Origin of the sequence: Tritonibacter scottomollicae, from assembly GCF_003003215.1 — a bacterium.
GTDB lineage: Bacteria > Pseudomonadota > Alphaproteobacteria > Rhodobacterales > Rhodobacteraceae > Epibacterium > Epibacterium scottomollicae.
Genome location: NZ_PVUF01000009.1, coordinates 84,184 through 105,291 on the forward strand (window position 1 = coordinate 84,184; position 21,108 = coordinate 105,291).

20 protein-coding genes are annotated in these 21,108 nt (G+C 63.4%); 16 read left to right on the forward strand and 4 right to left on the reverse strand.

From position 1 onward, the window contains the following. Nucleotides 1–18: 18 nt before the first annotated feature. The 10 genes from CLV89_RS14450 (at nucleotide 19) to CLV89_RS14495 (ending at nucleotide 9,296) form a co-directional block, all read left to right on the forward strand. A complete protein-coding gene (locus CLV89_RS14450) occupies nucleotides 19–1,404 on the forward strand; it encodes an MFS transporter (RefSeq protein WP_106164372.1) in 1,386 nt (461 codons plus the stop codon). Continuing rightward, on the forward strand, nucleotides 1,401–2,324 hold the full coding sequence (gene mepA / locus CLV89_RS14455; protein ID WP_106164373.1) for a penicillin-insensitive murein endopeptidase: 924 nt from the start codon (nucleotides 1,401–1,403) through the stop codon (nucleotides 2,322–2,324). Before CLV89_RS14450 ends, mepA begins: the two co-directional genes overlap by 4 nt. Next, nucleotides 2,297–3,226, forward strand: a complete 930-nt coding sequence (locus tag CLV89_RS14460) for an esterase-like activity of phytase family protein (protein WP_106164374.1) — start codon at nucleotides 2,297–2,299, stop codon at nucleotides 3,224–3,226. Before mepA ends, CLV89_RS14460 begins: the two co-directional genes overlap by 28 nt. Nucleotides 3,227–3,359: 133 nt before the next feature. Continuing rightward, nucleotides 3,360–3,992: a queuosine precursor transporter gene (locus CLV89_RS14465; protein ID WP_106164375.1), complete on the forward strand. Its 633-nt coding sequence runs from the start codon at nucleotides 3,360–3,362 to the stop codon at nucleotides 3,990–3,992. Nucleotides 3,993–4,321: 329 nt separating this feature from the next. After that, nucleotides 4,322–4,741 (forward strand): alternative ribosome rescue aminoacyl-tRNA hydrolase ArfB, encoded by a 420-nt coding sequence (arfB, locus tag CLV89_RS14470; RefSeq protein WP_106164456.1) that lies wholly within the window; start codon nucleotides 4,322–4,324, stop codon nucleotides 4,739–4,741. A 71-nt stretch (nucleotides 4,742–4,812) separates the two neighbouring features. Next, entirely contained in the window at nucleotides 4,813–5,559 is a 747-nt protein-coding gene (locus tag CLV89_RS14475; RefSeq protein WP_106164376.1) for an SDR family oxidoreductase, read from the forward strand. 99 nt (nucleotides 5,560–5,658) lie between these two features. Beyond that, nucleotides 5,659–6,678 (forward strand): P1 family peptidase, encoded by a 1,020-nt coding sequence (locus CLV89_RS14480; protein WP_106164377.1) that lies wholly within the window; start codon nucleotides 5,659–5,661, stop codon nucleotides 6,676–6,678. A 133-nt stretch (nucleotides 6,679–6,811) separates the two neighbouring features. Next, nucleotides 6,812–7,261, forward strand: coding sequence for a c-type cytochrome (locus CLV89_RS14485; protein ID WP_106164378.1), 450 nt, complete (start codon nucleotides 6,812–6,814; stop codon nucleotides 7,259–7,261). 155 nt (nucleotides 7,262–7,416) lie between these two features. Continuing rightward, on the forward strand, nucleotides 7,417–7,971 hold the full coding sequence (gene idi, locus CLV89_RS14490) for an isopentenyl-diphosphate Delta-isomerase (RefSeq protein WP_106164379.1): 555 nt from the start codon (nucleotides 7,417–7,419) through the stop codon (nucleotides 7,969–7,971). 68 nt (nucleotides 7,972–8,039) lie between these two features. Then, nucleotides 8,040–9,296, forward strand: coding sequence for a flavin-dependent oxidoreductase (locus tag CLV89_RS14495; protein WP_106164380.1), 1,257 nt, complete (start codon nucleotides 8,040–8,042; stop codon nucleotides 9,294–9,296). Between the two features lie 51 nt (nucleotides 9,297–9,347). Here CLV89_RS14495 and glpK read toward each other — a convergent pair whose 3' ends face one another. From glpK to panB, 3 genes are all read right to left on the reverse strand, one after another. Beyond that, complete coding sequence (gene glpK / locus CLV89_RS14500; RefSeq protein ID WP_106164381.1) at nucleotides 9,348–10,832, reverse strand: glycerol kinase GlpK; 1,485 nt, start codon at nucleotides 10,830–10,832, stop codon at nucleotides 9,348–9,350. 102 nt (nucleotides 10,833–10,934) lie between these two features. Then, on the reverse strand, nucleotides 10,935–11,777 hold the full coding sequence (gene panC / locus CLV89_RS14505; protein ID WP_106164457.1) for a pantoate--beta-alanine ligase: 843 nt from the start codon (nucleotides 11,775–11,777) through the stop codon (nucleotides 10,935–10,937). Nucleotides 11,778–11,792: 15 nt separating this feature from the next. Continuing rightward, complete coding sequence (gene panB, locus CLV89_RS14510; RefSeq protein WP_106164382.1) at nucleotides 11,793–12,626, reverse strand: 3-methyl-2-oxobutanoate hydroxymethyltransferase; 834 nt, start codon at nucleotides 12,624–12,626, stop codon at nucleotides 11,793–11,795. Nucleotides 12,627–12,866: 240 nt separating this feature from the next. Between panB and CLV89_RS14515 the strand changes: the two genes are divergently transcribed. Next, entirely contained in the window at nucleotides 12,867–14,345 is a 1,479-nt protein-coding gene (locus CLV89_RS14515; RefSeq protein WP_106164383.1) for an ABC transporter substrate-binding protein, read from the forward strand. 87 nt (nucleotides 14,346–14,432) lie between these two features. Here CLV89_RS14515 and CLV89_RS14520 read toward each other — a convergent pair whose 3' ends face one another. Further along, nucleotides 14,433–15,575, reverse strand: coding sequence for an acetoin utilization protein AcuC (locus CLV89_RS14520; RefSeq protein ID WP_106164384.1), 1,143 nt, complete (start codon nucleotides 15,573–15,575; stop codon nucleotides 14,433–14,435). Between the two features lie 109 nt (nucleotides 15,576–15,684). On the opposite strand from CLV89_RS14520, the gene CLV89_RS14525 reads away from it, so the two are divergent. From CLV89_RS14525 to CLV89_RS14545, 5 genes are all read left to right on the forward strand, one after another. Next, on the forward strand, nucleotides 15,685–16,632 hold the full coding sequence (locus CLV89_RS14525) for an ABC transporter permease (protein WP_106164385.1): 948 nt from the start codon (nucleotides 15,685–15,687) through the stop codon (nucleotides 16,630–16,632). Between the two features lie 124 nt (nucleotides 16,633–16,756). Next, entirely contained in the window at nucleotides 16,757–17,572 is an 816-nt protein-coding gene (locus tag CLV89_RS14530; RefSeq protein WP_106164386.1) for an ABC transporter permease, read from the forward strand. Then, complete coding sequence (locus tag CLV89_RS14535) at nucleotides 17,569–19,179, forward strand: ABC transporter ATP-binding protein (protein ID WP_106164387.1); 1,611 nt, start codon at nucleotides 17,569–17,571, stop codon at nucleotides 19,177–19,179. The genes CLV89_RS14530 and CLV89_RS14535 overlap by 4 nt, the downstream gene beginning before the upstream one ends. Then, nucleotides 19,176–19,649 (forward strand): GNAT family N-acetyltransferase, encoded by a 474-nt coding sequence (locus CLV89_RS14540; protein ID WP_106164388.1) that lies wholly within the window; start codon nucleotides 19,176–19,178, stop codon nucleotides 19,647–19,649. Before CLV89_RS14535 ends, CLV89_RS14540 begins: the two co-directional genes overlap by 4 nt. Next, nucleotides 19,642–21,099: an aldehyde dehydrogenase family protein gene (locus CLV89_RS14545; RefSeq protein WP_106164389.1), complete on the forward strand. Its 1,458-nt coding sequence runs from the start codon at nucleotides 19,642–19,644 to the stop codon at nucleotides 21,097–21,099. The genes CLV89_RS14540 and CLV89_RS14545 overlap by 8 nt, the downstream gene beginning before the upstream one ends. The last annotated feature ends 9 nt before the right edge of the window (nucleotides 21,100–21,108 follow it).

The following is a 21,108-nucleotide window of genomic DNA, read 5'->3' on the forward strand; positions in this document are numbered from 1 at the left end:
GGCACATCGGGGACAGTGATGGCAGAGGTTTCAGTGGCGCAGGGCATTCCCCTGCGCAAACGCATCTGGGGGTGGTGGTTCTTTGACTGGGCCAGCCAGCCCTATCACACCCTGCTGGTGACCTTTATCTTTGGCCCCTTCTTTGCCGCCACCGCGACGGAGTATTTCCTCGCCACCGGGCTGGATGGCGAAGCGGCGCGGGCGCAGGCGCAATCGAGCTGGTCGCTCTGCCTGACCATCACCGGGCTGATCATCGGGCTTTCGGCGCCGTTCCTCGGGGCACTGGCAGACATTGCCGGGCGCAAGATGCCTTGGATCATCGGCTTTTCCGTCGCCTATGTGGTCGGCTCAGCCGGTCTGTGGTTCATGGACCCCGCAGGCAGCAACCTGTGGTGGATGCTGATAAGTTTCGGCATCGGCTTCATCGGCGCGGAGTTTGCGCTGATTTTCGTCAACGCGCAGCTGCCCTCGCTGGGCTCCAAGGAGGAAGTCGGGCAGCTGTCCGGTTCCGGCTTTGCCTTTGGCTATCTCGGCGGGGTGGTGGCCCTGTTCATCATGCTGCTGTTGTTTGTCGAGCAGGACAGCGGCAAGACGCTGATCGGCCTTGATCCCGCGCTCGGGCTGGACGCCAGCGCCAGAGAGGGCACCCGGGCCGTCGGCCCCTTTGTGGCGCTCTGGTTTGCGGTGTTCATGATCCCCTATTTCGCTTGGGTGCGCGACCCGCGTGGACCGCGTCTGGGCACGGCCAGTCTGACACGCGCAGTGTCCATGGTGGTCGCTTCCGTCAAAGGGTTGGGGCAGCGCCGCAGCCTGACCAGCTATCTGGTGTCTTCCATGCTTTATCGTGACGCGCTGAACGGGCTTTATGGCTTTGGCGGCGTCTATGCGGGGCTGGTGCTCGATTGGTCAATCACCCAGATCGGCATCTTCGGCATTATTGCCGCCGTTTCCGCCGCGCTGTTCAGCTGGGGCGGCGGGCTGGCGGACAAGCAATTCGGGCCGAAACCCGTCATCATCAGCGCCATACTGGTGCTGAGCCTGGTTTGCCTGATCGTCGTCAACATGTCCCGCACGCATCTTTTTGGCATCCCGCTGGCAGACGGGACAGCGCTTCCGGATCAGGTGTTCTTTGCCTGCGGCGTGCTGATCGGCGGCTTCGGCGGAATATTGCAAGCCACCAGCCGCACCCTTATGGTGCGTCATACAACCCCAGAAACCGCCACCGAAGCCTTTGGTTTATATGGACTTTCTGGACGAGCGACGGCCTTTCTTGCACCCGCACTGATCGGCCTAATGACAACAATGACAGGCAGTGCGCGCCTCGGAATTACACCGGTGATTGCGCTCTTTGCCCTTGGTCTGCTCTTATTGATGCGGGTGGATGGTGAAGGAGATCAGGTTTGAGGTTTATTCGACACGTCACCCTTGCGGCGCTGTTTCTGGCCGCCTGTGCCCCGGCACAGGACAGTCCGCGCGCATCCGCAACGGCATTTGCCAACAAGGCCGTGAATTCCACAGTGCCCGCGAAACAGCTGTTTGGTGCCAAGCGCAATAGCTCAGCCCAGCGCCCGGCGCCTCTCGGCTCCTACGCCAAGGGCTGTGTTGCAGGCGCGGCGCAGCTGCCGGAAACCGGACCCACCTGGCAAGCGATGCGCCTGAGCCGCAACCGCAACTGGGGCCATCCCGAAACGATTGACTTCATTCAGGACCTGAGCCGCGTGGCCGCACGTCAGCCCGGTTGGCAGGGCCTTTATGTGGGCGACATCAGCCAGCCGCGTGGCGGGCCGATGCTGTCGGGCCACCGCAGTCACCAGATCGGGCTGGATGCCGACATCTGGATGCTGCCGCCGAACCGTCTCGACCTGAGCCGCGATGCGCGTGAGAACATCTCCTCGATCTCTCTGCGGCGGGCGAGCGGTGCTTATGTCAACGACAACTGGAGCCCGCAGCATCAGGCTATTCTGAAGGCTGCCGCCTCCGATCCGCGTGTTGCACGCATATTTGTCTTTCCGGGCGCAAAGGTGAAGATGTGCGATACAGCCACCGGTGATCGCAGCTGGCTGCGCAAGATCCGCCCCTGGTGGGGGCACCACTACCATTTCCACGTCAGGCTGAATTGCCCGCGCGGCGCCCGAGGCTGCGTCGAGCAGGATCCGCCACCACGCGGCGATGGCTGTGATGATGCCCGTGAATGGGTGTCCAACATCATCAACCCGCCGCCGCCAAAACCGGTTGACCCGAACGCGCCAAAGCCTAAACCGCGCAGGGACTACACCCTTTCGGATCTCCCCCAGCAATGCGCCGCCGTTCTCTCCTCCGACTGATCACGCTCTCTGCCGCCCTGGTCGTCACGCTCTGCGCGGCAGCCTGGGCGGCCTCTGCGGTCTGGAAGGCGACGCAAACCGACAGCAACAGTGCCCGGCACATTGCCAGCTTCCGCTGGTCTGAAGAGGCTGATTGGTTTGGTGGCCTGTCCGGGCTTGAATTGAACAGCGACGGTACGCGGTTTGTTGCGATCACTGATCGTTCCCATATCGTCGAAGGCACGCTGGTCCGGAAAGCAGGCAAGATCACCTCGGTTCGTATGCTGCGGGAGTCGCGGCTGCTGGATGCAGACGGCACTCCGATCCAAAAAGGTGCCGAGGACAGCGAAGGGCTGGCGTTGGCTGGCGACGGGCATTTCTACGTCTCCTTCGAAAGCCCACATCGGGTTCTGGAGTATACCCCAGAAGGCCCTCGCGCACTGCCCTCACCAGAGGCATTCTCCAGCTTCCGCTTCAATGCCTCGTTCGAGAGTCTCGCCCGCGACGCCGCTGGGCAACTGTTGATGATCTCCGAAGCATCCTCGCGTCAGCCACAGGTTGCCCGCGTCTGGACCTGGTCCCGCGACACCGGCTGGCACGGCCTTGGCGCCTATCCGGAGCAGGACGGGTTTCTGCCTGTTGGCGCAGATTTCGGGCCGGACGGGACGCTCTATGTGCTTGAGCGAAAGTTTGTCACCATCGGATTTCGCAGCCGCCTGCGCCGGTTCACCGTAACCAGTACAGGCCTTTCGGGTGGAGATGTGCTGCTCAATACGCCGCTGGCAGAGCATGACAACCTCGAGGGCCTCAGCATCTGGCGAGACGACAGCGGGGCGCTTCGGGCCACCATGATCTCGGACGATAATTTCTTCTGGGTCCAGCGCACCGAGATTGTCGAGTACCGGCTGCCCGACCCGCTCTGAGCGATCACGAATCGGGGAATCACTTGCCATTCCAGCCTGACCCGAATAACTGAGGCGATCCTTCGCGCCCGGTGTCCTGACCGGACGGGGTGCACAAGTCTCCGCGACCTTGTCTAAAAAACGGTATGAAAACATGACCCGCACTTATCTACCTGGCATTCTTGCCATGGCTGCCGTCGTGGTGGCCTCAAACATTCTCGTACAATTCCTGTTCGGCAACTGGCTGACCTGGGGCGCGTTCACCTATCCGGTGGCCTTCCTTGTCACCGATGTCACCAACCGCGTCTATGGCGTCGGCCCTGCCCGCAAAGTGGTCTTGGCCGGCTTTGTCGTCGGTGTCATCTGCTCCCTCATCGGCACGCAGATCATGGGCGAATTTGGCCCGCTGGTGACCCTGCGTATTGCGCTTGCCTCCGGCCTTGCCTTCCTGCTGGCGCAGCTGTCGGATGTCGCGATCTTTGCCCGCCTGCGTGGCGGCAAATGGTGGCGTGCACCGCTGGCCTCGACGCTGATCGGATCGTCGCTCGACACGGCGATCTTCTTCACCGTGGCCTTCTCCGGCGCGCTGAGCTTTATCGAACCCGCAAACGACGTATCCTGGGCCGGTGAGATGTTGCCGCTGCTGGGCGTCGGCCCGATCAGCCCGCTCTGGGTCTCGCTGGCGGTCGCTGACTGGCTGGTGAAACTGTCTCTGGCTCTGCTCGCGCTGGTTCCGTTCCGCCTGATTGTTGCGCGCCTCACAAGCGCGCGGCCCGCGAACGCCTGATTTCGCGAGAATTTCATTTGGAGATCCTCGAATTCCGTGCCAGTCTGAAATCAACGGAAACAGAGAGAATAGGAGGTGATCCAGTGTCAGAAAAGGTGTTGGAGCAAGGCGTAGCAACAACCGGAGCGGCCCGCCTCTGAGGCAGCCCTCTTTGGCAGTGGCCGACCGGCGGGGTATTGCACCCTAACCTGCCTTTGCTCTCAAACTTTCGGAAGGGCCGCTCCCCTCGGGGCGGCCCTTTTTATATTCCCCCTGTATGTTCCACCTTCGCACATGCTCTCGTTGGTTTTTCATTTGCCCTTTGGCATCAACGTTCTATGGTCCGCACCATGCTGCGTATCAGTGATGACATAACCCTGCAGGACTGGGAGCTGACCGAAAGCTTCATGCGTGCCTCCGGCCCCGGCGGGCAGAACGTGAACAAGGTGTCCTCTGCCGTGGAGCTCCGCTTCGAGGCAGAGCGTTCGCCGCATCTGCCGGGACCGGTCAAGACACGTCTGCGTCGTATTGCCGGACGCCGTTGGACCAACGACGGCGCACTGGTGATGCAGTGTGACGAGACCCGCTCACAAGCCCGCAACCGAGAGATCATACGCGAGCGTCTGGCCGAGCTGATCCGCCGCGCATTGGTCAAGCCCAAGCGGCGCATCGCCACCAAGCCGACCCGCGGCAGCGTGGAACGGCGTCTCAAGGCCAAGAAAACCCGCGCCGAAGTCAAGAACATGCGCGGGCGTGTCGACGGCGACTGAATTACACGATTGCCCTTCTGATCACTGCGCGCCATCCTGCCCGAAACAAGCGATTTGAGGGAGGATTATTCATGCGTCTCAAGGACAAAACCGCCATCGTAACCGGCGGCGCTTCCGGGTTTGGACAGGGCATCGTAGAGGCATTCCTGCGCGAAGGTGCGCGGGTGATGATCGCAGATATCAACGGAGATGCTGCCGCTGATCTGGCCCACCGCTGCGGCGACAAAGCCATCGCACAGCGCGTCGACGTTGGCGACCGCGCCTCGGTCAACGCCATGAGCGAGGCCGCGCGACAGGCCTTTGGCCAAGTCGATATCCTGGTGAACAACGCCGGTGTCACCCATCTTCCGACGCCCCTGGAGGAGGTCTCCGAGGAAGAGTTCGACCGGGTGGTCAACGTGAACATGAAATCCGTCTACCTGACCGCGCAGGCGCTGGTGCCGCATATGAAAGCGCAGGGCAGCGGTGCAATCCTCAATGTTGCCTCCACCGCGGGCGTGTCACCGCGTCCCAACCTCAATTGGTATAATGCCTCCAAGGGCTGGATGATCACGGCGACCCGCACCATGGCGGTCGAACTGGCCCCCTCCGGCGTGCGCGTGAATGCAATCAATCCGGTGGCGGGCGAAACGCCTCTGTTGAAGTCCTTCATGGGAGAGGACACGCCGGAGGTGCGGGCAAAATTCCTCTCCACCATTCCGCTGGGTCGCTTCTCCACGCCACAGGACATGGGCAACGCGGCGCTCTACCTCTGTTCGGACGAGGCCAGCATGGTCACCGGCGTCTGCATGGAGGTGGACGGCGGCAGGTGTATCTGACGCAGGCCTCCCCCACCAAACGGCGCGTCAGCGCTGACACTGCGCGCCCGGCACGGGCGCTCCGCTTTGCACCCCTCCCTCCCGCAAGGATCAGAGAAAATGAAACCCGGCCCCCGCAACCTGATCACCGATGTCGCCGGCCTCAAGGTCGGCAATGCATCCGACACGGCGTTGAAGTCCGGAACCACAGTGCTGACCGCAGATCAGCCCTTTACCGCTGCCGTGCATATTATGGGGGGGGCGCCGGGCACCCGAGAGACCGATCTGCTCGCCCCCGACAAAACGGTGCAGGCGGTGGACGCTCTGGTTCTGTCTGGCGGCTCTGCATATGGGCTCGATGCCTGTTCCGGTGTTGTGGACGGGCTGCGGGCCATGGGGCGCGGCTTTCGCCTTGGTCCCGCGCTGGTTCCGATCGTCCCCGGTGCCATTATCTTCGACCTGCTGAATGGCGGAGAGAAGGATTGGGACCAAAACCCCTACCCCGCTCTGGGCCGCGCTGCGCTGCAAAACGCACGTGCGGATTTTGCGCTCGGCACCAGTGGTGCCGGGACTGGCGCGCTCACCGGGATGCAAAAGGGCGGGCTTGGCTCATCCTCGCTGGTGCTCGACAGCGGACACACCGTCGGCGCGCTGGTGGTCGCAAACCCGATCGGATCGGTCACCACACCGGGCGAACGGCATTTCTGGGCCGCACCGTTTGAGATCGACGCGGAGTTTGGCGGCCTTGGCCCCGACCCGGCAGCGGGGCTCGGGCGCAGTTTGCACAGCCGCAAGATGGAAGCCATGGCTGCGCTGGCCGGTGCACCAGTGTCCTCAAACGGCTCAAACACCACCATTGCCATCGTCGCGACAGACGCCGCACTGACCAAGGCCGAGGCCCAGCGCATGGCAACCACCGCGCACGACGGCATGGCCCGCGCCATCCTACCCTCACATGGGCCACATGACGGCGATCTGGTGTTTGCAGCTGCAACCGGGTCCCGCCCTCTGGAGGATCCGGCACAGGACATGCTGGGCCTGTGTCACGCCGCCTCGCTGTGCCTGGCCCGTGCGATTGCCCGTGCGGTCTACGAAGCGCGTCCGGCCGATGGAGATATCCTGCCGTGCTGGCAGGCCTGATCGGCAAGTCTTTTGGCATGATTTGAAAGTGATTTCTGATCAGCGCGACCACATGTCTCTTATGTCGCGTTGACTTCACACCGGAAACACCCCGAACCTGCCGCCAGCGACTAGAACTCATAGGAGCCAGTTTATGAAACGAATTCTAACCACCGCCGCGCTTGTCTGTCTCGCGATGCCAGCCCTTGCCGAAGGCGACGCCGAGAAGGGCGAGAAAGCCTTCAACAAGTGCAAATCCTGTCACCAGATCGTCTCTGACACGGATGAAACCATCGTCAGAGGCGGCAGAACCGGCCCCAACCTCTGGGGCATCGCTGGCCGTCAGGCTGGCACCGTCGAGGATTTCCGCTACGGAGATGATCTCGTAGCTGCAGGTGAAGCCGGACTGGTCTGGGATGAGGCCAAATTCCTGGCCTACGTCCAGGACCCGCGTGGCTTCCTCAAGGAAGAGCTTGACGATAGTGGCGCCAAATCCAAGATGTCCTTTCGCCTGAAGAAAGGCGGCGAGGATGTCTACGCCTATCTCGCTCAGTTTGGCCCAGCCGAGGCCGTAGCGGACGACGCGGCCACCGCGACCGACTAAGGTCTGTCTTGGCGAAATCTTGCGACACACGCCGCGGCCTTCCGGGCCGCGGCGTCTTGCGTCATCGCCCGCGCACTTGAGATATGTCACGGCTTGCCCTACATGACCGGCTTTCCACACGCGGCCCCATCCGGCCGCTCATCCGCAGGAGCACCATGCCAGAGCGCCGCCCCGATCTGATCCCCGCCTGGGTCGATGATACGTTGACCCCGGTGGACAAGTTGCGCGCCCATCAGGAGGGCCTGCGGCACAAGGCCGTTTCCGTCTTTGTGGTCCAGGGCCGTGAGATCCTGATGCAGCGACGGGCGATGGGCAAATACCATACGCCCGGCCTCTGGGCGAACACCTGCTGCACCCATCCGATGTGGCGCGAAGCCTCGGATCATTGCGCGGTGCGCAGGCTGGAAGAGGAACTCGGCCTCTCCGGCTTGCACCCGGAATACCGCCACACGCTGGAGTATCGTGCCGACGTGGGCGATGGTTTGATCGAGCATGAGGTGGTCGATGTCTATCTGGCCCATATGCTGGCGCCGCTTGGCCTCGCGCCAAACCCGGCAGAGGTGATGGAGACCCGCTGGGTCGATTATCATGATCTTCTGGCCGAGGTCAGCCGCCACCCAGAGCGTTTCACGCCATGGTTGAAGATCTATCTTGCGGAGTATGCCGACGTGATCTTCGGCCCGGACCTGATTGTCTCTTCACGCATCTGAGGCCTGTCTGCGGCTTGCGTTTTGTTTTGAACGCGTGGTCTTATGCCGCGCGGGAGGAACCGGAACAGATGACAGTTTTGATTGCAGGCGGCGGTATCGCCGGGCTCACCCTCGGGTTGACGCTTCACCAGATCGGGGTGCCGTTTAAGGTCTTCGAGGCCACGCGGGAGCTGAAGCCCATGGGGGTTGGCATCAACCTCCAGCCCAATGCGGTGCGCGAACTCTTCGATCTGGGACTGGAAGCCGAGCTGGATACCATAGGCGTGCGCACGCAGAGCCTTGGTTTCTTCTCCAAGCTCGGAAACACGATCTGGGAAGAGCCGCGCGGGATGGACGCGGGCTATGCTTGGCCGCAGTTTTCCGTGCACCGTGGCGAACTGCAGATGCTGCTGTACCGGACGTTGCTTGACCGGGCTGGACCGGATGTGATCGAGACCAACGCCCGCGCCGTGGGCTGGGCAGATACGGGCACGGAGGCGAAATTGCAGCTTGCCGACGGGCGCCAGGCCTCGGGCGCCTTGGTGGTGGCCGCTGACGGCATCCACTCCGCCCTGCGTGCCGCTGAATACCCCGGTGAAGGCGCTCCGATTTGGGATGGGCGCATCCTGTGGCGTGCCACCACCCGCGCGCCGCTGTTTCGGGGCGAGGGCGCGATGGTGATGATCGGCCATGATGATCTGCGGTTTGTATCCTACCCGATCTCCACCCCCGATACAGACGGCCTCGCCACGCTCAACTGGATTGCGGAAAAGCGCTTTGACCCCAATCAGGATTTCCAGCGCGAGGACTGGAACCGGGCCGTAGACGTGGAACGCTTCGTGGCGGAGTTTACAGACTGGCGGTTCGACTGGATCGACGTGCCCGCCCTGATCCGCGGCGCCGAGACGGTTTATGAATACCCGATGGTGGATCGCGATCCGCTGCCGCGCTGGACCTTCGGCCGCCGCACCCTGATGGGAGACGCCGCGCATCCGACCTATCCGGTGGGATCAAACGGAGCGAGCCAGGCGATTCTGGATGCTCGCGTGATGGGGGCACATGTCCTGACACAGGGGCTGACCCCGAAAGCGCTACACGCCTATGAGGCCGAGATGCGCCCGGCGGCCACCAAGATTGGCATGGCGAATCGCTCTGGCAACGGCCCGGATGCGGTATTGCAGCAGGTCGAGGCCCTGTGTGGCGGCGCGTTTGAAAACATCGACAGCGTTATCCCACGGGCCGATCTGGCCGCGCATGCCGCGAAATACAAAGCCATCTCCGGCTTTTCCATCGAGGCTCTCAACGCGCGACCGCGCACCATTGCCGACGGTGCGCGACTGGCCTGACAGCAGGGCCCCGAACGCGCCGGGGCCCTGCCATCATCAGACTCGTTTCGGTTAGACCCCGATCACTGCCTGAACGGCACGTTTCCAACGGGCATAGGCCTCTTCGCGGCGGCCTGTGTCCAGCATCGGCTTGAACTCGCGATCCAGCGCCCAGGTTGCGGCAAAGCCTTCCTGATCCGGGTAAACACCCGCCTTCATTCCGGCGAGCCAAGCAGCGCCCAGCGCCGTGGTTTCCTGCATCACAGGACGATCAACAGCCGCGCCGAGAATGTCCGACAGGCTCTGCATCGCCCAGTCGCTGGCGCTCATGCCGCCGTCGACGCGCAGGGTGACATTGGCCTCGCCCTGCCAGTCGGCCCGCATCGCCTCCCAGAGGTCACGGGTCTGATAGGCCACGCTTTGCAGGGCCGCGCGAGCAAATTCTGCCGGACCAGAATTGCGGGTTAGCCCAAACATGCCGCCACGACATTCGGGTTCCCAATAGGGGGCGCCTAGACCGGTGAAGGCAGGCACCAGGATCACGTCCTGCGTCGGGTCCGACTTATCCGCCAGCACGCCCGACTCACTCGCCTTGCCGATAATGCCCAGCCCATCGCGCAGCCATTGCACCGCTGCACCTGCGATGAATATCGACCCTTCCAGCGCATATGTCGGCTTGCCGTCCAACTGATAGGCGATGGTGGTCAGCATGCGGTTCTTCGACAGCACCGGTGTGTCGCCAGTGTTCAGCAGCGCAAAGCACCCGGTGCCATAGGTGGATTTCATCATCCCCGGTTTGAAACAGGTCTGGCCCACGGTGGCGGCCTGTTGGTCCCCAGCCACCCCAAGGATCGGGATAGCGCCACCCAGATGCTCTGCAGAGGTGTGTCCGAAGTCCGCAGCACTGTCTTTGACCTCGGGCAGGAGGGCCATCGGAACGTCGAGTATCTTGCAAATCTCCGCGCTCCACTGGCCGTCCTTGATGTCATACATCAGCGTGCGGGCCGCGTTGGTGGCGTCAGTGGCGTGCGAGCCCCCCCCGGTCAGACGCCAGATCAGGAAGCTGTCGACGGTTCCGAACAGCAGTTCCCCCGCCTCGGCGCGGGCGCGGGTCCCTTCGACCGTATCGAGGATCCACTTTACTTTGGTGCCCGAGAAGTAGGGATCCAGCAACAGACCGGTGGTTTCCCGCACCAGATCCTCATGCCCCTCGTCGCGGAGCGCTTCGCATGTTTCTGCCGTGCGCCGATCCTGCCAGACGATCGCATTATGGACCGCCTTCCCGGTCGCCTTGTCCCAGACCACCGTGGTTTCGCGCTGGTTGGTGATGCCGATCCCGGCAATGTCGGAGGCGGAAACACCCTTTTGCTCAAGCACCTTGCGGCAGGTGGAGAGCGTGGTGGCCCAGAGGTCCTCCGGGTCATGCTCAACCCAGCCCGCCTGCGGGTAGTGCTGGGGAAACTCCTCCTGCGCCACGGCGGCCACCTGCATATCAGCATCGAACAGGATCGCGCGCGTCGAGGTGGTTCCCTGGTCGATCGCAAGAATGAATGTCATGAGGTCCCCTCCAAAGTATCTCTTGGGGCGGAGATTAGGCATAAATTGTTAGCGCGACCAGCCCCTACTAATCAATTAGTAGATCAAGAGTCTGAATTGCGCTCACACAGCGATGTTGTCGATCAGGCGCACCCCATCGAGCCACGCCGCCACGAACATCCGCGCCGGGCGATCAAGGCGCTCCATCGTGCGGAGTGTCTCGGCACAGCGCAGGTCGATGTATTCCACCTCAGAAAACCCCAAATCTGCCAGCTGGCGGCGCATCCCGGCCTCTTGCGCGGCGTAGACCTCTCCGGCGCGCAAACGTTCGGCGGCGGCCTCCATCATGGGGTTCAATTGACCTGCTACCGCCACCGCCGCAGGCGACAGCCGCATATTGCGCGAAGACATGGCAAGACCGGAGGCTTCACGGACAGTGGGGCACCCGATCACCTCAATAGGAATATCCAGATCCCGCGCCATGCGTTTGACAACCATCAACTGCTGATAGTCCTTTTCGCCAAAGAATGCCCTGTCGGCGCCGGACTGCAAGAACAGCTTGGCCACCACGGTCGCGACGCCCTCAAAATGCCCCGGACGATTGGGGCCCTCCATCACGTCGGTCACGCCAGTGAGGCTGATCGTCGTCGCATAGCCCTCTGGATAAATCTGATCCGGATCGGGCACATAGATCGCGTCAGCACCATAGGGGGCGAGCTTCTCGGCATCGTCGTGCTCAGTGCGCGGATAGTTCGCCAGATCTTCGGGGCTGTTGAACTGCTTCGGGTTCACGAAAATGGTCACGACAACGTGGTCACACGCCGCCTTCGCAGCCTCCACCAATGACAAGTGACCGGCGTGCAATGCGCCCATGGTGGGCACGAGGGCGAGTGTCTCACCCTTCTGGGTCCAGTCGCGGCGCAGCGCGCGCAGGTCTTCAAGGCGGCGCAAAATCGGAGTCGTCATGTTTGGCATGGTCCTTCAGGTCTTCTTGGCCGGGGCCTGATCGGCAAAGGTATGTTCGGGTGCCGGAAAGCGTCGCGCCCGTACCTCGGTGGCATATTCTGCAATCGCGGCCTCGGCCTGGGTCCCAAGATCGGCATAGCGTTTCACGAACTTCGGTTTGAAGGCGGTGAAGAAGCCCAGCATGTCATCCACAACCAGCACCTGGCCATCGCACCCCACCGAGGCGCCAATGCCAATGGTGGGAATGTCCACAATTTCAGTGACCTGATCGGCCAGGGTGGCAGGCACTTTTTCCAGCACCACGGCAAAGGCACCGGCATCGGCCACCGCGCGGGCATCGGCGATCAGCGGCTTGGCCGCCTCATCGCGGCCCTGCACCCTGTAGCCGCCCAGCGTGTTGATAGATTGCGGCGTCAGCCCGATATGCGCCATCACCGGGATGCCCCGTTTGACAAGGACGCGGATGGTTTCGGCCATCTCCACGCCGCCTTCGAGCTTGACCGCAGCGGCGCCGGTTTCCGCCATCAGACGGGCCGCATTGCGAAAGGCCTGCGCCGGGCTTTCCTCGTAGGAGCCAAACGGCATGTCGATCACCATCATGGCGTGGCTCAGTCCCCGGGCGACGGCGGCCCCATGCATCACCATCATGTCCATCGTCACGCCCAACGTCGACGGCAGACCGTGCAGCACCATGCCGACACTGTCGCCGACCAGAACAAAATCGCAATGTTCATCCATCAGTCGCGCCATCGGAGTGGTATAGGCGGTAAGGCTCACGATGGGGGTCTGCCCCTTCATGGCGCGGATATCCGCCGCATTGAGGGCAGTTTTTCGGGCGGTGGCGCTCATGTCTCGGCTCCCTGTCTGGGCCTGCGCTGCGGGACTGGTCGCCGCCTGCCGGCAGGTGACCATTTCGGCACAGTGGAAATTCTATATCAACTGACACAGCTGCATACCAGCCGTGCGGCAGCGCAGCAAAGCTTGATTACGTCGCGAAAAAGACCGACGCTCTGTTCAATCGCCCCAGCAACGTGGGCGCAATGATCCGGCGGACGCCCAGCGCCCGTCGACAGAGGAGGACCTGTGACGATGAAATTGAAGAAGCCCTTTGTGGCCGCGGTCTCCGCGCTTGGCCTGATGGCCGGAGCGGCGTGGGCCAAGGATACAGTGACATATGCCACGCAGCTGGAGCCCCCACATCTGGACCCGACCGGCGGCGCAGCGCAGGCGATCGACACCGTGGTGTATCTCAATATCTTCGAGGGTTTGACACGCTTTACCCCGGATGGGGCCGTTGTCCCGCTGCTGGCCAAGTCATGGGATATCTCCGAGGACGGGATGACCTATACGTTCACGCTGCAGGACGGCGTGACCTTCCACGATGGCACCGCCATGACGGCGGAGGACGTGAAATTCTCGCTGGACCGCGCCCGTGCCGAAGACAGCACCAACGCGCAGAAATCACTCTTCTCCACCATCTCAGACGTCAAGGCGACAGAGCCGCAAACCGTTGTGGTCACCTTGTCGGAACCAAACGGTAGCCTTCTGTTCAACCTCGCCTGGGGGGATGCGGTCATCGTCGCACAGGAGAGCGTCGAGACCCTGAAAACCGCACCTGTGGGCACCGGCCCTTATCGCTTCAACGAGTGGGTTCAGGGCGACCGTGTGGAACTGGTGCGCAATCCCAATTACTGGGGTGAAATCCCCGAGCTGACCAGCGCGACGATCAAGTTCATTTCAGATCCGACCGCCGCGTTTGCTGCCATGATGGCCGAAGATATCGACGCGTTTGACAATTTTCCGGCGCCAGAGAACATGGTGCAGTTTGAGGCGGATCCCCGGTTTCAGGTCATCATCGGCTCCACCGAAGGGGAAACGATCCTCTCCACCAACAATGCGCAGGCACCATTCGACAATCCCAAGGTCCGCGAGGCCCTGGCCCATGCGATTGACCGCAACGCGATCATCGACGGTGCCATGTTCGGCTACGGCACCCCGATCGGAACCCATTTCGCCCCCCATAATCCGGCCTATGTGGACCTGACCGCTCAGTCTGACTTTGATCCGGAAAAGGCCCGCGCATTGCTCGCCGAGGCCGGGCTGTCCGACGGGTTTGAAACCACGCTGCACCTGCCGCCCCCCGCCTATGCCCGCCGTGGAGGCGAGATCGTGGCGGCTCAGCTGGCTCAGGTCGGTATCAAGGCCGAGATCATCAATGTCGAATGGGCGCAGTGGCTGGAAACGGTGTTCAAGGGCAAGACGTTCGGCCTCACCATCGTCAGCCACACGGAGCCGATGGACATCGGCATTTACACACGCCCGGACTATTACTTTCAGTATGACAATCCGGACCTGCAGGGTGTGATGAACCGTTTGAACGCCACAACGGATCCAGACAAGCGGACAGAAATGCTGCAGGAGGCGCAGACAATCATCGCTGACGACTACGTCAACGGCTATCTGTTCCAGCTTGCAAAGCTTGGTATCGCCAAGGCTGGTTTACAGGGAGTCTGGGCCAACGCACCCACCGCAGCGATCGAGATCGGCGCGCTGAGCTGGGCGGAATAAGGCCGGACCGCTGCAGTTTTCGCGCCGTCTTTAGGGGCGTCGGGTCACCTGGCCCGGCGTCCTCAACCAAGACATAGCGGTCTGCCACTAGGCGCGCCGCACCCTTTGACCGGCGGCTTGCCATCGTTGCCTCAAGTGCGCGACGCGATCCGTGATGTCCTGTCGTATTGGCCCGTTGCGTGGCGCATCGCGCAATGTGCTGAACCAATGCTCCGGCGGGTTGCGACCAAGGCGGTGGCCCTTGAACTCCAGCGCGCGCAGGAGTGCCTCAGCCTCTGGCGGCAGATGGTCAGGGATCTCTGCCCCCAGCAATGTGGCCCAGACCCCGGTCCATAACCGCCCCACCGACCACGGGTTATACCCGCCACCGCCGAGAACCAAGTAACGCGGTGCCAAGCCATTCAGCGCCGCCACCACTGCCCAATGGGCAGTGTTTGACAGGTCGAGATGCGCCAGCGGATCCTCGGTCACCGCATCTGCCCCGCATTGCAAGACCACCGCATCCGGCGCGAAATCCGCCACCGCAGGCACGACCAGCGCATCACGGATATATGCCATCTCGCTGTCGTTCAGCCCCCGCGGCACTGGCAGGTTCAGCGCCGAGCCGCCGGCGTCGTCCTGCAGCAGCCCGGTCTTCGGCCAGAGGTTCTCCTCATGCACCGAGATCATCAGCACGTCGGGATCGCCTGCAAAGGCGGCCTCGACCCCGTCGCAGTGATGCGCGTCAATATCCACATAGGCGATCCGCGGAGCACCATGATGGCGCAGCGACAACATCGCGAGCACCGGATCGTTCAGATAGCAAAACCCGTTGGCCCGATCCGGCATGCCGTGATGAGTGCCGCCCGCCGGATTGTAGACCACCCCACCCCGGGCCAGCAATTCTCCGGCCAGGATCGACCCGCCCGCCGCCGTAGCCGGGCGGCGAAAGACCTCCGGGAAGACCGGGTTCGACACGGTGCCAATGTGGTGGCGCGCTCTCACATCGGCGCTGGCCTCCTGCGCGGCCTCTGCCGCTTGAAGGGCCGCCACATACTCAGGCGTGTGAAAGGCGTGCAACGCGGCTGGCTTGGCCCGAGGCGATGTCACGAATGCCTCTTGCGGCAGCCAACCCATCGCTCGCGACAAGTCCATCACGGTCGACACACGCGGCACCCGCAGCGGATGCGAGCGGCCATAGGACGACCCGCGATAAATTTCATGACCGATGAAAAGAGGGCGTGGCAGCATCTCACAATAGCTAGCGAACCGCGCCGAATTGGCAAGCGCCGCGACACGCAAAGCAGTTTTGTAATCATGCCTCTGGACGCATGACCTGCGCGCGCCTAACGTGCCGTCAATGCTGCACTATCTCCTCAAACGACTGATGTCGCTGATCCTGAGCCTTGCCGTCGCCTCGATGGTAATCTTTGCCGTGATCGAGGTGGCACCGGGTGATCCCGCCTCCTTCATGCTCGGCACGGGCGCGCAGGAGGATACGGTGGCCGCCCTGCGCAGCGAACTGGGCCTCGATCAAGGCAAGGTCAGCCGCTACCTGACCTGGGTCGGCGGCATGCTGACCGGAGATTTCGGCACCTCCTACACCTACCGCACCCCGGTGGCAGAGATGGTGGGCGAGCGCCTCTGGGTGTCCCTGCCGCTGGCACTTTATGCGCTGACGCTATCGACGCTGATCGCCCTGCCCGCCGGGATCTATGCCGCCGCGCGCCGGGGCAAGGCGGGCGACATGGCCGTGATGGGCGCGACGCAGCTGGGCGTGGCGGTGCCGAACTTCTGGTTCGCGATGCTGCTGGTGCTGGTGTTTGCCATCAATCTGCGCTGGTTCTCCGCCGGAGGATTTGTCGGCTGGGACAAGGGGCTCTGGGCCGGGCTGCACGCGCTAACCCTGCCGGCGGTGGCGCTGGCCCTGCCGCAGGCGGCGATCCTCGCCCGTGTCATGCGTTCAGCGCTGCTGGAAGTGCTAGGCGAGGACTTCATGCGCTCCGCTCGCGCCAAGGGGCTGAGCCAGCGGCAAGCGATCCGCCGTCACGGGGTACGCAATGCGCTGATCCCGGTGCTGACCATCATCGGGCTGCAGTTTTCCTTTCTGTTGGCGGGTGCGATTATCATCGAGCAGGTGTTCTATCTCCCCGGTCTGGGTCGACTGGTGTTCCAGGCGATCTCGGCGCGCGATCTGATCGTGGTGGAAAGCGTGGTGATGCTGCTGGTCTTTGCGGTGATCCTGGTGAATTTCCTCGTCGATCTGACCTATGCGGTGGTTGATCCGCGGCTTCGGAGGGCGGCATGACAGGCATCAACTCTGAAGTTAAGTGTCCGGCCTTGCCGGACCGCGCCCGAGCCTCCCCACGGGAGGGCGCTTCGCACCCACCCAGGGTCGAGCGCAGTCCTCATATCTTGCACGCGAGGGCGTCATGAACCGAAGCCTGTTTCTTGGCGGTCTTCTCTCGGGGATCATGCTGCTTCTGGCCATAGCCTCCTTTGTGTGGACACCGTTTGATCATGCGGTGATGAACATCCCCGACAAGCTCCAGACGCCAAACGCCACGCACTGGCTGGGCACCGATCATTTTGGCCGCGATATCCTGTCGATGGTGATGGTCGGTGCGCGCACCTCACTGGCGGTGGCACTGCTGGCCGTCGGCATCGGCGTCGGGCTGGGCGTTCCCCTGGGCCTTGCTGCCGCCGCAACCCGCGGATCGTGGCTGGATGAGGTCATCATGCGCGGCAATGATCTGGTCTTTGCCTTCCCCTCGCTGGTGATCGCGATCCTGATCACCGCCGTCTTTGGCCCCAGCGCCACCAATGCCATCATCGCCATCGGCATCTTCAACATCCCGGTCTTTGCCCGCGTCGCTCGGGGCGGCAGCCTCAGCCTCTGGGCGCGGGAATTCATTCTGACCGCGCGTGTGGCGGGCAAATCCCGCGCCCGCATCTCGGCCGAGCATATCCTGCCCAATATCGCCAATCTGCTGATTGTGCAGGGCACCATCCAGTTCTCGCTGGGCATTCTGGCCGAAGCCGGACTGTCCTACGTGGGTCTTGGCGCCCAACCCCCGACCCCCAGTTGGGGCCGCATGCTGGCCGAGGCGCAGACCCTCGTCAGCCTGGCGCCGCATCTGGCCATCGTGCCGGGGCTGGCGATCATCCTCACCGTAGTGGGGCTGAACCTCCTTGGCGACGGGCTGCGCGACCGGTTTGATCCGCGCCTGATGGAGGGCCGCGCGTGAGCCTACTGGACATCTCCGGCCTCACGCTGTCGATCGGGGCGCTGCCGATCCTGCGCGATGTGACCCTGTCGATCGCCGCCGGCGAGATCCTTGCGGTCACCGGCGAAAGTGGCTCCGGCAAGTCGATGACCGCGCTTGCGGTGATGCGCCTGCTGCCGCAGGCCGCGGCCACCCGCGGCGCGGTCTATCTGGAGGACGAAGACCTCTGCGCCCTCAGTGAAGACGAGATGTGCCAGCGTCGGGGGCGTGACATCGGCATGGTGTTTCAGGAACCGATGACGGCGCTGAACCCGGTGATGACCATCGGCGCGCAGGTGATGGAAACCATCCTGATCCACACCGAAACCTCCACCGCCGATGCGCAGGCAGAGGCCGCCCGCGTCCTCACCCGCGTCGGGCTGCCACCGGAGCGGTTTCCGCTGGACCGCTACCCGCATGAACTGTCAGGCGGGCAACGCCAGCGGGCGGTGATCGCCATGGCCATCGCGCTGCGTCCGAAACTGCTGATTGCGGATGAACCGACCACCGCACTTGATGTCACCACGCAGGCGCAGATCCTCGACCTGCTGCGCGATCTGGTGCGCGAATATGGCATGGGGCTGATGATCATCACCCATGACCTCGCGGTCGTGGCAGGGCTTGCCGACCGCATCGTGGTGATGCGCAAGGGCGAGGTGGTGGAGCGTGGCCCGACCATGAGCGTCCTGACCCACCAGCGCCATCCCTACACGCGGATGCTGTTCGAGGCGTCGCGCCATGCGGTCACCCTGCCCGCCGCACCAGCGGCTCCCGCCCCCTTGCTGGAGGTACGCGAAGCCGTGCGGGATTATACCACCCCGCGCAAAGGCTGGCTTGGCAAACCGGGGCGGTTCCGCGCGGTGAACAACGTCAGCTTCACGCTCCACAAGGGCGAACGTCTGGGGCTGGTGGGCGAGTCGGGCTGCGGCAAATCCACCCTGACCCGGGCCCTTCTGGGCCTCGAAGAGCTGCAGGGCGGTGAGCTGCTGCTGAATGGTCAGCCGCTGTCGCAACAGCGCAGCCCCGCTGAACGGCAGGCGATGCAGGTGGTGTTCCAGGACCCCTACGGCAGCTTCAATCCCCGCCACCGGGTCGAACGGCTGGTGACCGAACCCTTTCACCTGTCGCCGGATGCCCCCATGGGCCGCGCCCGGCAGGATCTCGTGGCGCAGGTGCTGGAGGACGTGGGCCTGTCCGCTGCCGACGCGCAGAAATACCCACATCAGTTCTCCGGCGGGCAACGCCAGCGTATCGCCATCGCCCGGGCGCTCATCACTCGGCCTGAACTGATCCTCTTTGATGAGGCAGTCTCGGCGCTGGATGTCTCGGTCCGTGCACGCATCCTCGATCTGATTGCCGACCTCTGCGACGCCTATGGGCTGACCTATCTCTTTATTAGCCACGACCTGAGCGTGGTGCGCGAGGTCTGCGACCGGGTGCTGGTCATGCAAAAGGGCGAAATCGTCGAACAAGGCCCGGTGGAAGATGTCTTTACCGCGCCCAAACACGCCTACACCCAGACACTGCTGGCCGCCGCCCCCGTGCTACCGGATATCACGCCGACCGAACCGCTCGAGACCCCGGCATGAGCGTCACGCTCTCGCTGATCCTGCCGCGAGAGCGGGGACGGCTTGCCAGCCTGCTGGCGCCCTATTTTGCCGAGGTGGCCCCGCAGGCCCGCATCGACCCGACCGAGCGCGCAGGCCAGCTGCTCAATCGCAGGGATGTCACCACCTTCTGGATCCACGACGCGGCCCGTCGGGTCGGCTTTGCCATCGTGCTGAACCTGCCCGATGACCGGCGCGAATTGTCCGAATTCATGATCCTGCCGCAACACCGTCGCCGGGGGCTGGGCATGCAGGCGGCAGCGCTTATCCTCAATGAATTTCCCGGCTTCTGGCGTATGGGCATCTCCCGACATTCACCGGCGGCAGCGGCGTTCTGGGGCACCCGCCTCAGCCTGCTGCCCAATGTCAGGGCCCTGCAGGAGGGCGCGCCCTTCACCGACCATCAGGTCAAGAGCTTCACCTTTGAAATCCAAGGACCGCATCATGGCTGACACCCCTCCCCTCTGGTTCGACCCGCACCTGTGCTGCATCGCCGGACAGTGGCGCCCCGCACAGGATGGCGCCACCCTGCCGTTGACGAACCCCTCAGATGGTAGCGAAATCTGCCAGATAGCACGCGGTCAGTCTGCCGATATCGACGCCGCCGTTGCCGCAGCGCAGGCCGCGCAAGAGGGTGCATGGGGCGAGATGAGCGCCACCGAGCGTGGCCGTATCCTGACCCGCCTCGGCCAGGTGATATCCCAGAACGTGGACAGGCTTGCAGCGCTGGAGGTGTTGGACGTCGGCAAGCCGCTCAGCCAGGCGCGCGCCGATGCGGTGGCGCTGGCGCGCTACTGCGAATTTTACGGTGGAGCGGCGGACAAGATCACCGGCGACACCATCCCCTATATGAACGGTTACACCGTCTTCACTCTGCGCGAACCCTTTGGCGTCACCGGCCATATCGTGCCTTGGAACTACCCGATGCAGATCATCGGACGCTCTGTTGGCGCGGCGCTGGCGATGGGCAATTCCTGCGTGCTGAAACCCGCAGAAGAGGCCTGCCTCACCGCGCTGGCATTTGCCCATCTGGCAGCGGAGGCGGGCCTGCCCGCAGGGGCGTTGAACGTGGTGCCGGGGCTGGGGGCGGAGGCCGGGGCGGCACTTTCGGGCCATGCGGGGGTTCAGCACATTTCCTTCACCGGCTCGGTTGCCACAGGCGCGCTGGTGCAGGCCGCAGCGGCGAAAAACGTGGTGCCGGTGACGCTGGAACTGGGCGGCAAATCCCCGCAGATCGTCTTTGCCGACGCAGACCTCGACGCGGCCCTGCCCTTTCTCGTCAACGCCGGCATCCAGAACGGCGGCCAGACCTGCTCTGCCGCCTCGCGCATCCTGGTCGAACGCCCGGTCTACGAGGCGGTCAAGGCGCGCATGGCTGCGGCCTATGCCGACCTTACCGTCGGCCCGGCGGCAGAGGACTTGCGGCTTGGTCCGCTGATCTCAACCCGCCAGAAGGAGATCGTCGAAGGCTTCCTGGGCAAAGGTGCGGATCTCGAAATCGCGGGTCAGGGCCGGATCAGCGACAACGCGCCAGAAGCAGGCGCCTATGTCCGCCCCACCCTGTTTGCCGATGTGCCCGCCGATCATCCGCTGGCGCAGCAGGAGATCTTCGGCCCGGTGCAGGTGCTGATCCCGTTCGAGACCGAGGCCGAGGCGGTCAGGATCGCCAACAGCACCGACTACGGCCTTGTTGCCGCCCTCTGGACCCGCGACGGGGCCCGGCAACTCCGGCTGGCCAAGCGGCTGAAAGCGGGACAAGTCTTCCTCAACACCTATGGCGCGGGCGGCGGCGTGGAACTGCCATTTGGCGGCATCGGCAAATCCGGCCATGGCCGCGAGAAGGGCTTCGAGGCGCTCTATGGCTTCTCACAATTGAAAACCGTGGCCGCCCACCACGGCTGATCATTTCAT

What these genes read in the sequence shown, in the direction of transcription:
- CLV89_RS14525 (WP_106164385.1), top strand. Translation starts at nt 15,685, where the DNA reads ATGCTGCACTATCTCCTCAAACGACTGATGTCGCTGATCCTGAGCCTT.
- CLV89_RS14475 (WP_106164376.1), top strand. Translation starts at nt 4,813, where the DNA reads ATGCGTCTCAAGGACAAAACCGCCATCGTAACCGGCGGCGCTTCCGGG.
- panB (WP_106164382.1), bottom strand. Translation starts at nt 12,626, where the DNA reads ATGAGCGCCACCGCCCGAAAAACTGCCCTCAATGCGGCGGATATCCGC.
- CLV89_RS14540 (WP_106164388.1), top strand. Translation starts at nt 19,176, where the DNA reads ATGAGCGTCACGCTCTCGCTGATCCTGCCGCGAGAGCGGGGACGGCTT.
- CLV89_RS14450 (WP_106164372.1), top strand. Translation starts at nt 19, where the DNA reads ATGGCAGAGGTTTCAGTGGCGCAGGGCATTCCCCTGCGCAAACGCATC.
- CLV89_RS14515 (WP_106164383.1), top strand. Translation starts at nt 12,867, where the DNA reads ATGAAATTGAAGAAGCCCTTTGTGGCCGCGGTCTCCGCGCTTGGCCTG.
- arfB (WP_106164456.1), top strand. Translation starts at nt 4,322, where the DNA reads ATGCTGCGTATCAGTGATGACATAACCCTGCAGGACTGGGAGCTGACC.
- CLV89_RS14465 (WP_106164375.1), top strand. Translation starts at nt 3,360, where the DNA reads ATGACCCGCACTTATCTACCTGGCATTCTTGCCATGGCTGCCGTCGTG.
- CLV89_RS14545 (WP_106164389.1), top strand. Translation starts at nt 19,642, where the DNA reads ATGGCTGACACCCCTCCCCTCTGGTTCGACCCGCACCTGTGCTGCATC.
- CLV89_RS14485 (WP_106164378.1), top strand. Translation starts at nt 6,812, where the DNA reads ATGAAACGAATTCTAACCACCGCCGCGCTTGTCTGTCTCGCGATGCCA.
- CLV89_RS14460 (WP_106164374.1), top strand. Translation starts at nt 2,297, where the DNA reads ATGCGCCGCCGTTCTCTCCTCCGACTGATCACGCTCTCTGCCGCCCTG.
- glpK (WP_106164381.1), bottom strand. Translation starts at nt 10,832, where the DNA reads ATGACATTCATTCTTGCGATCGACCAGGGAACCACCTCGACGCGCGCG.
- idi (WP_106164379.1), top strand. Translation starts at nt 7,417, where the DNA reads ATGCCAGAGCGCCGCCCCGATCTGATCCCCGCCTGGGTCGATGATACG.
- CLV89_RS14520 (WP_106164384.1), bottom strand. Translation starts at nt 15,575, where the DNA reads ATGCTGCCACGCCCTCTTTTCATCGGTCATGAAATTTATCGCGGGTCG.
- CLV89_RS14480 (WP_106164377.1), top strand. Translation starts at nt 5,659, where the DNA reads ATGAAACCCGGCCCCCGCAACCTGATCACCGATGTCGCCGGCCTCAAG.
- CLV89_RS14530 (WP_106164386.1), top strand. Translation starts at nt 16,757, where the DNA reads ATGAACCGAAGCCTGTTTCTTGGCGGTCTTCTCTCGGGGATCATGCTG.
- CLV89_RS14495 (WP_106164380.1), top strand. Translation starts at nt 8,040, where the DNA reads ATGACAGTTTTGATTGCAGGCGGCGGTATCGCCGGGCTCACCCTCGGG.
- panC (WP_106164457.1), bottom strand. Translation starts at nt 11,777, where the DNA reads ATGACGACTCCGATTTTGCGCCGCCTTGAAGACCTGCGCGCGCTGCGC.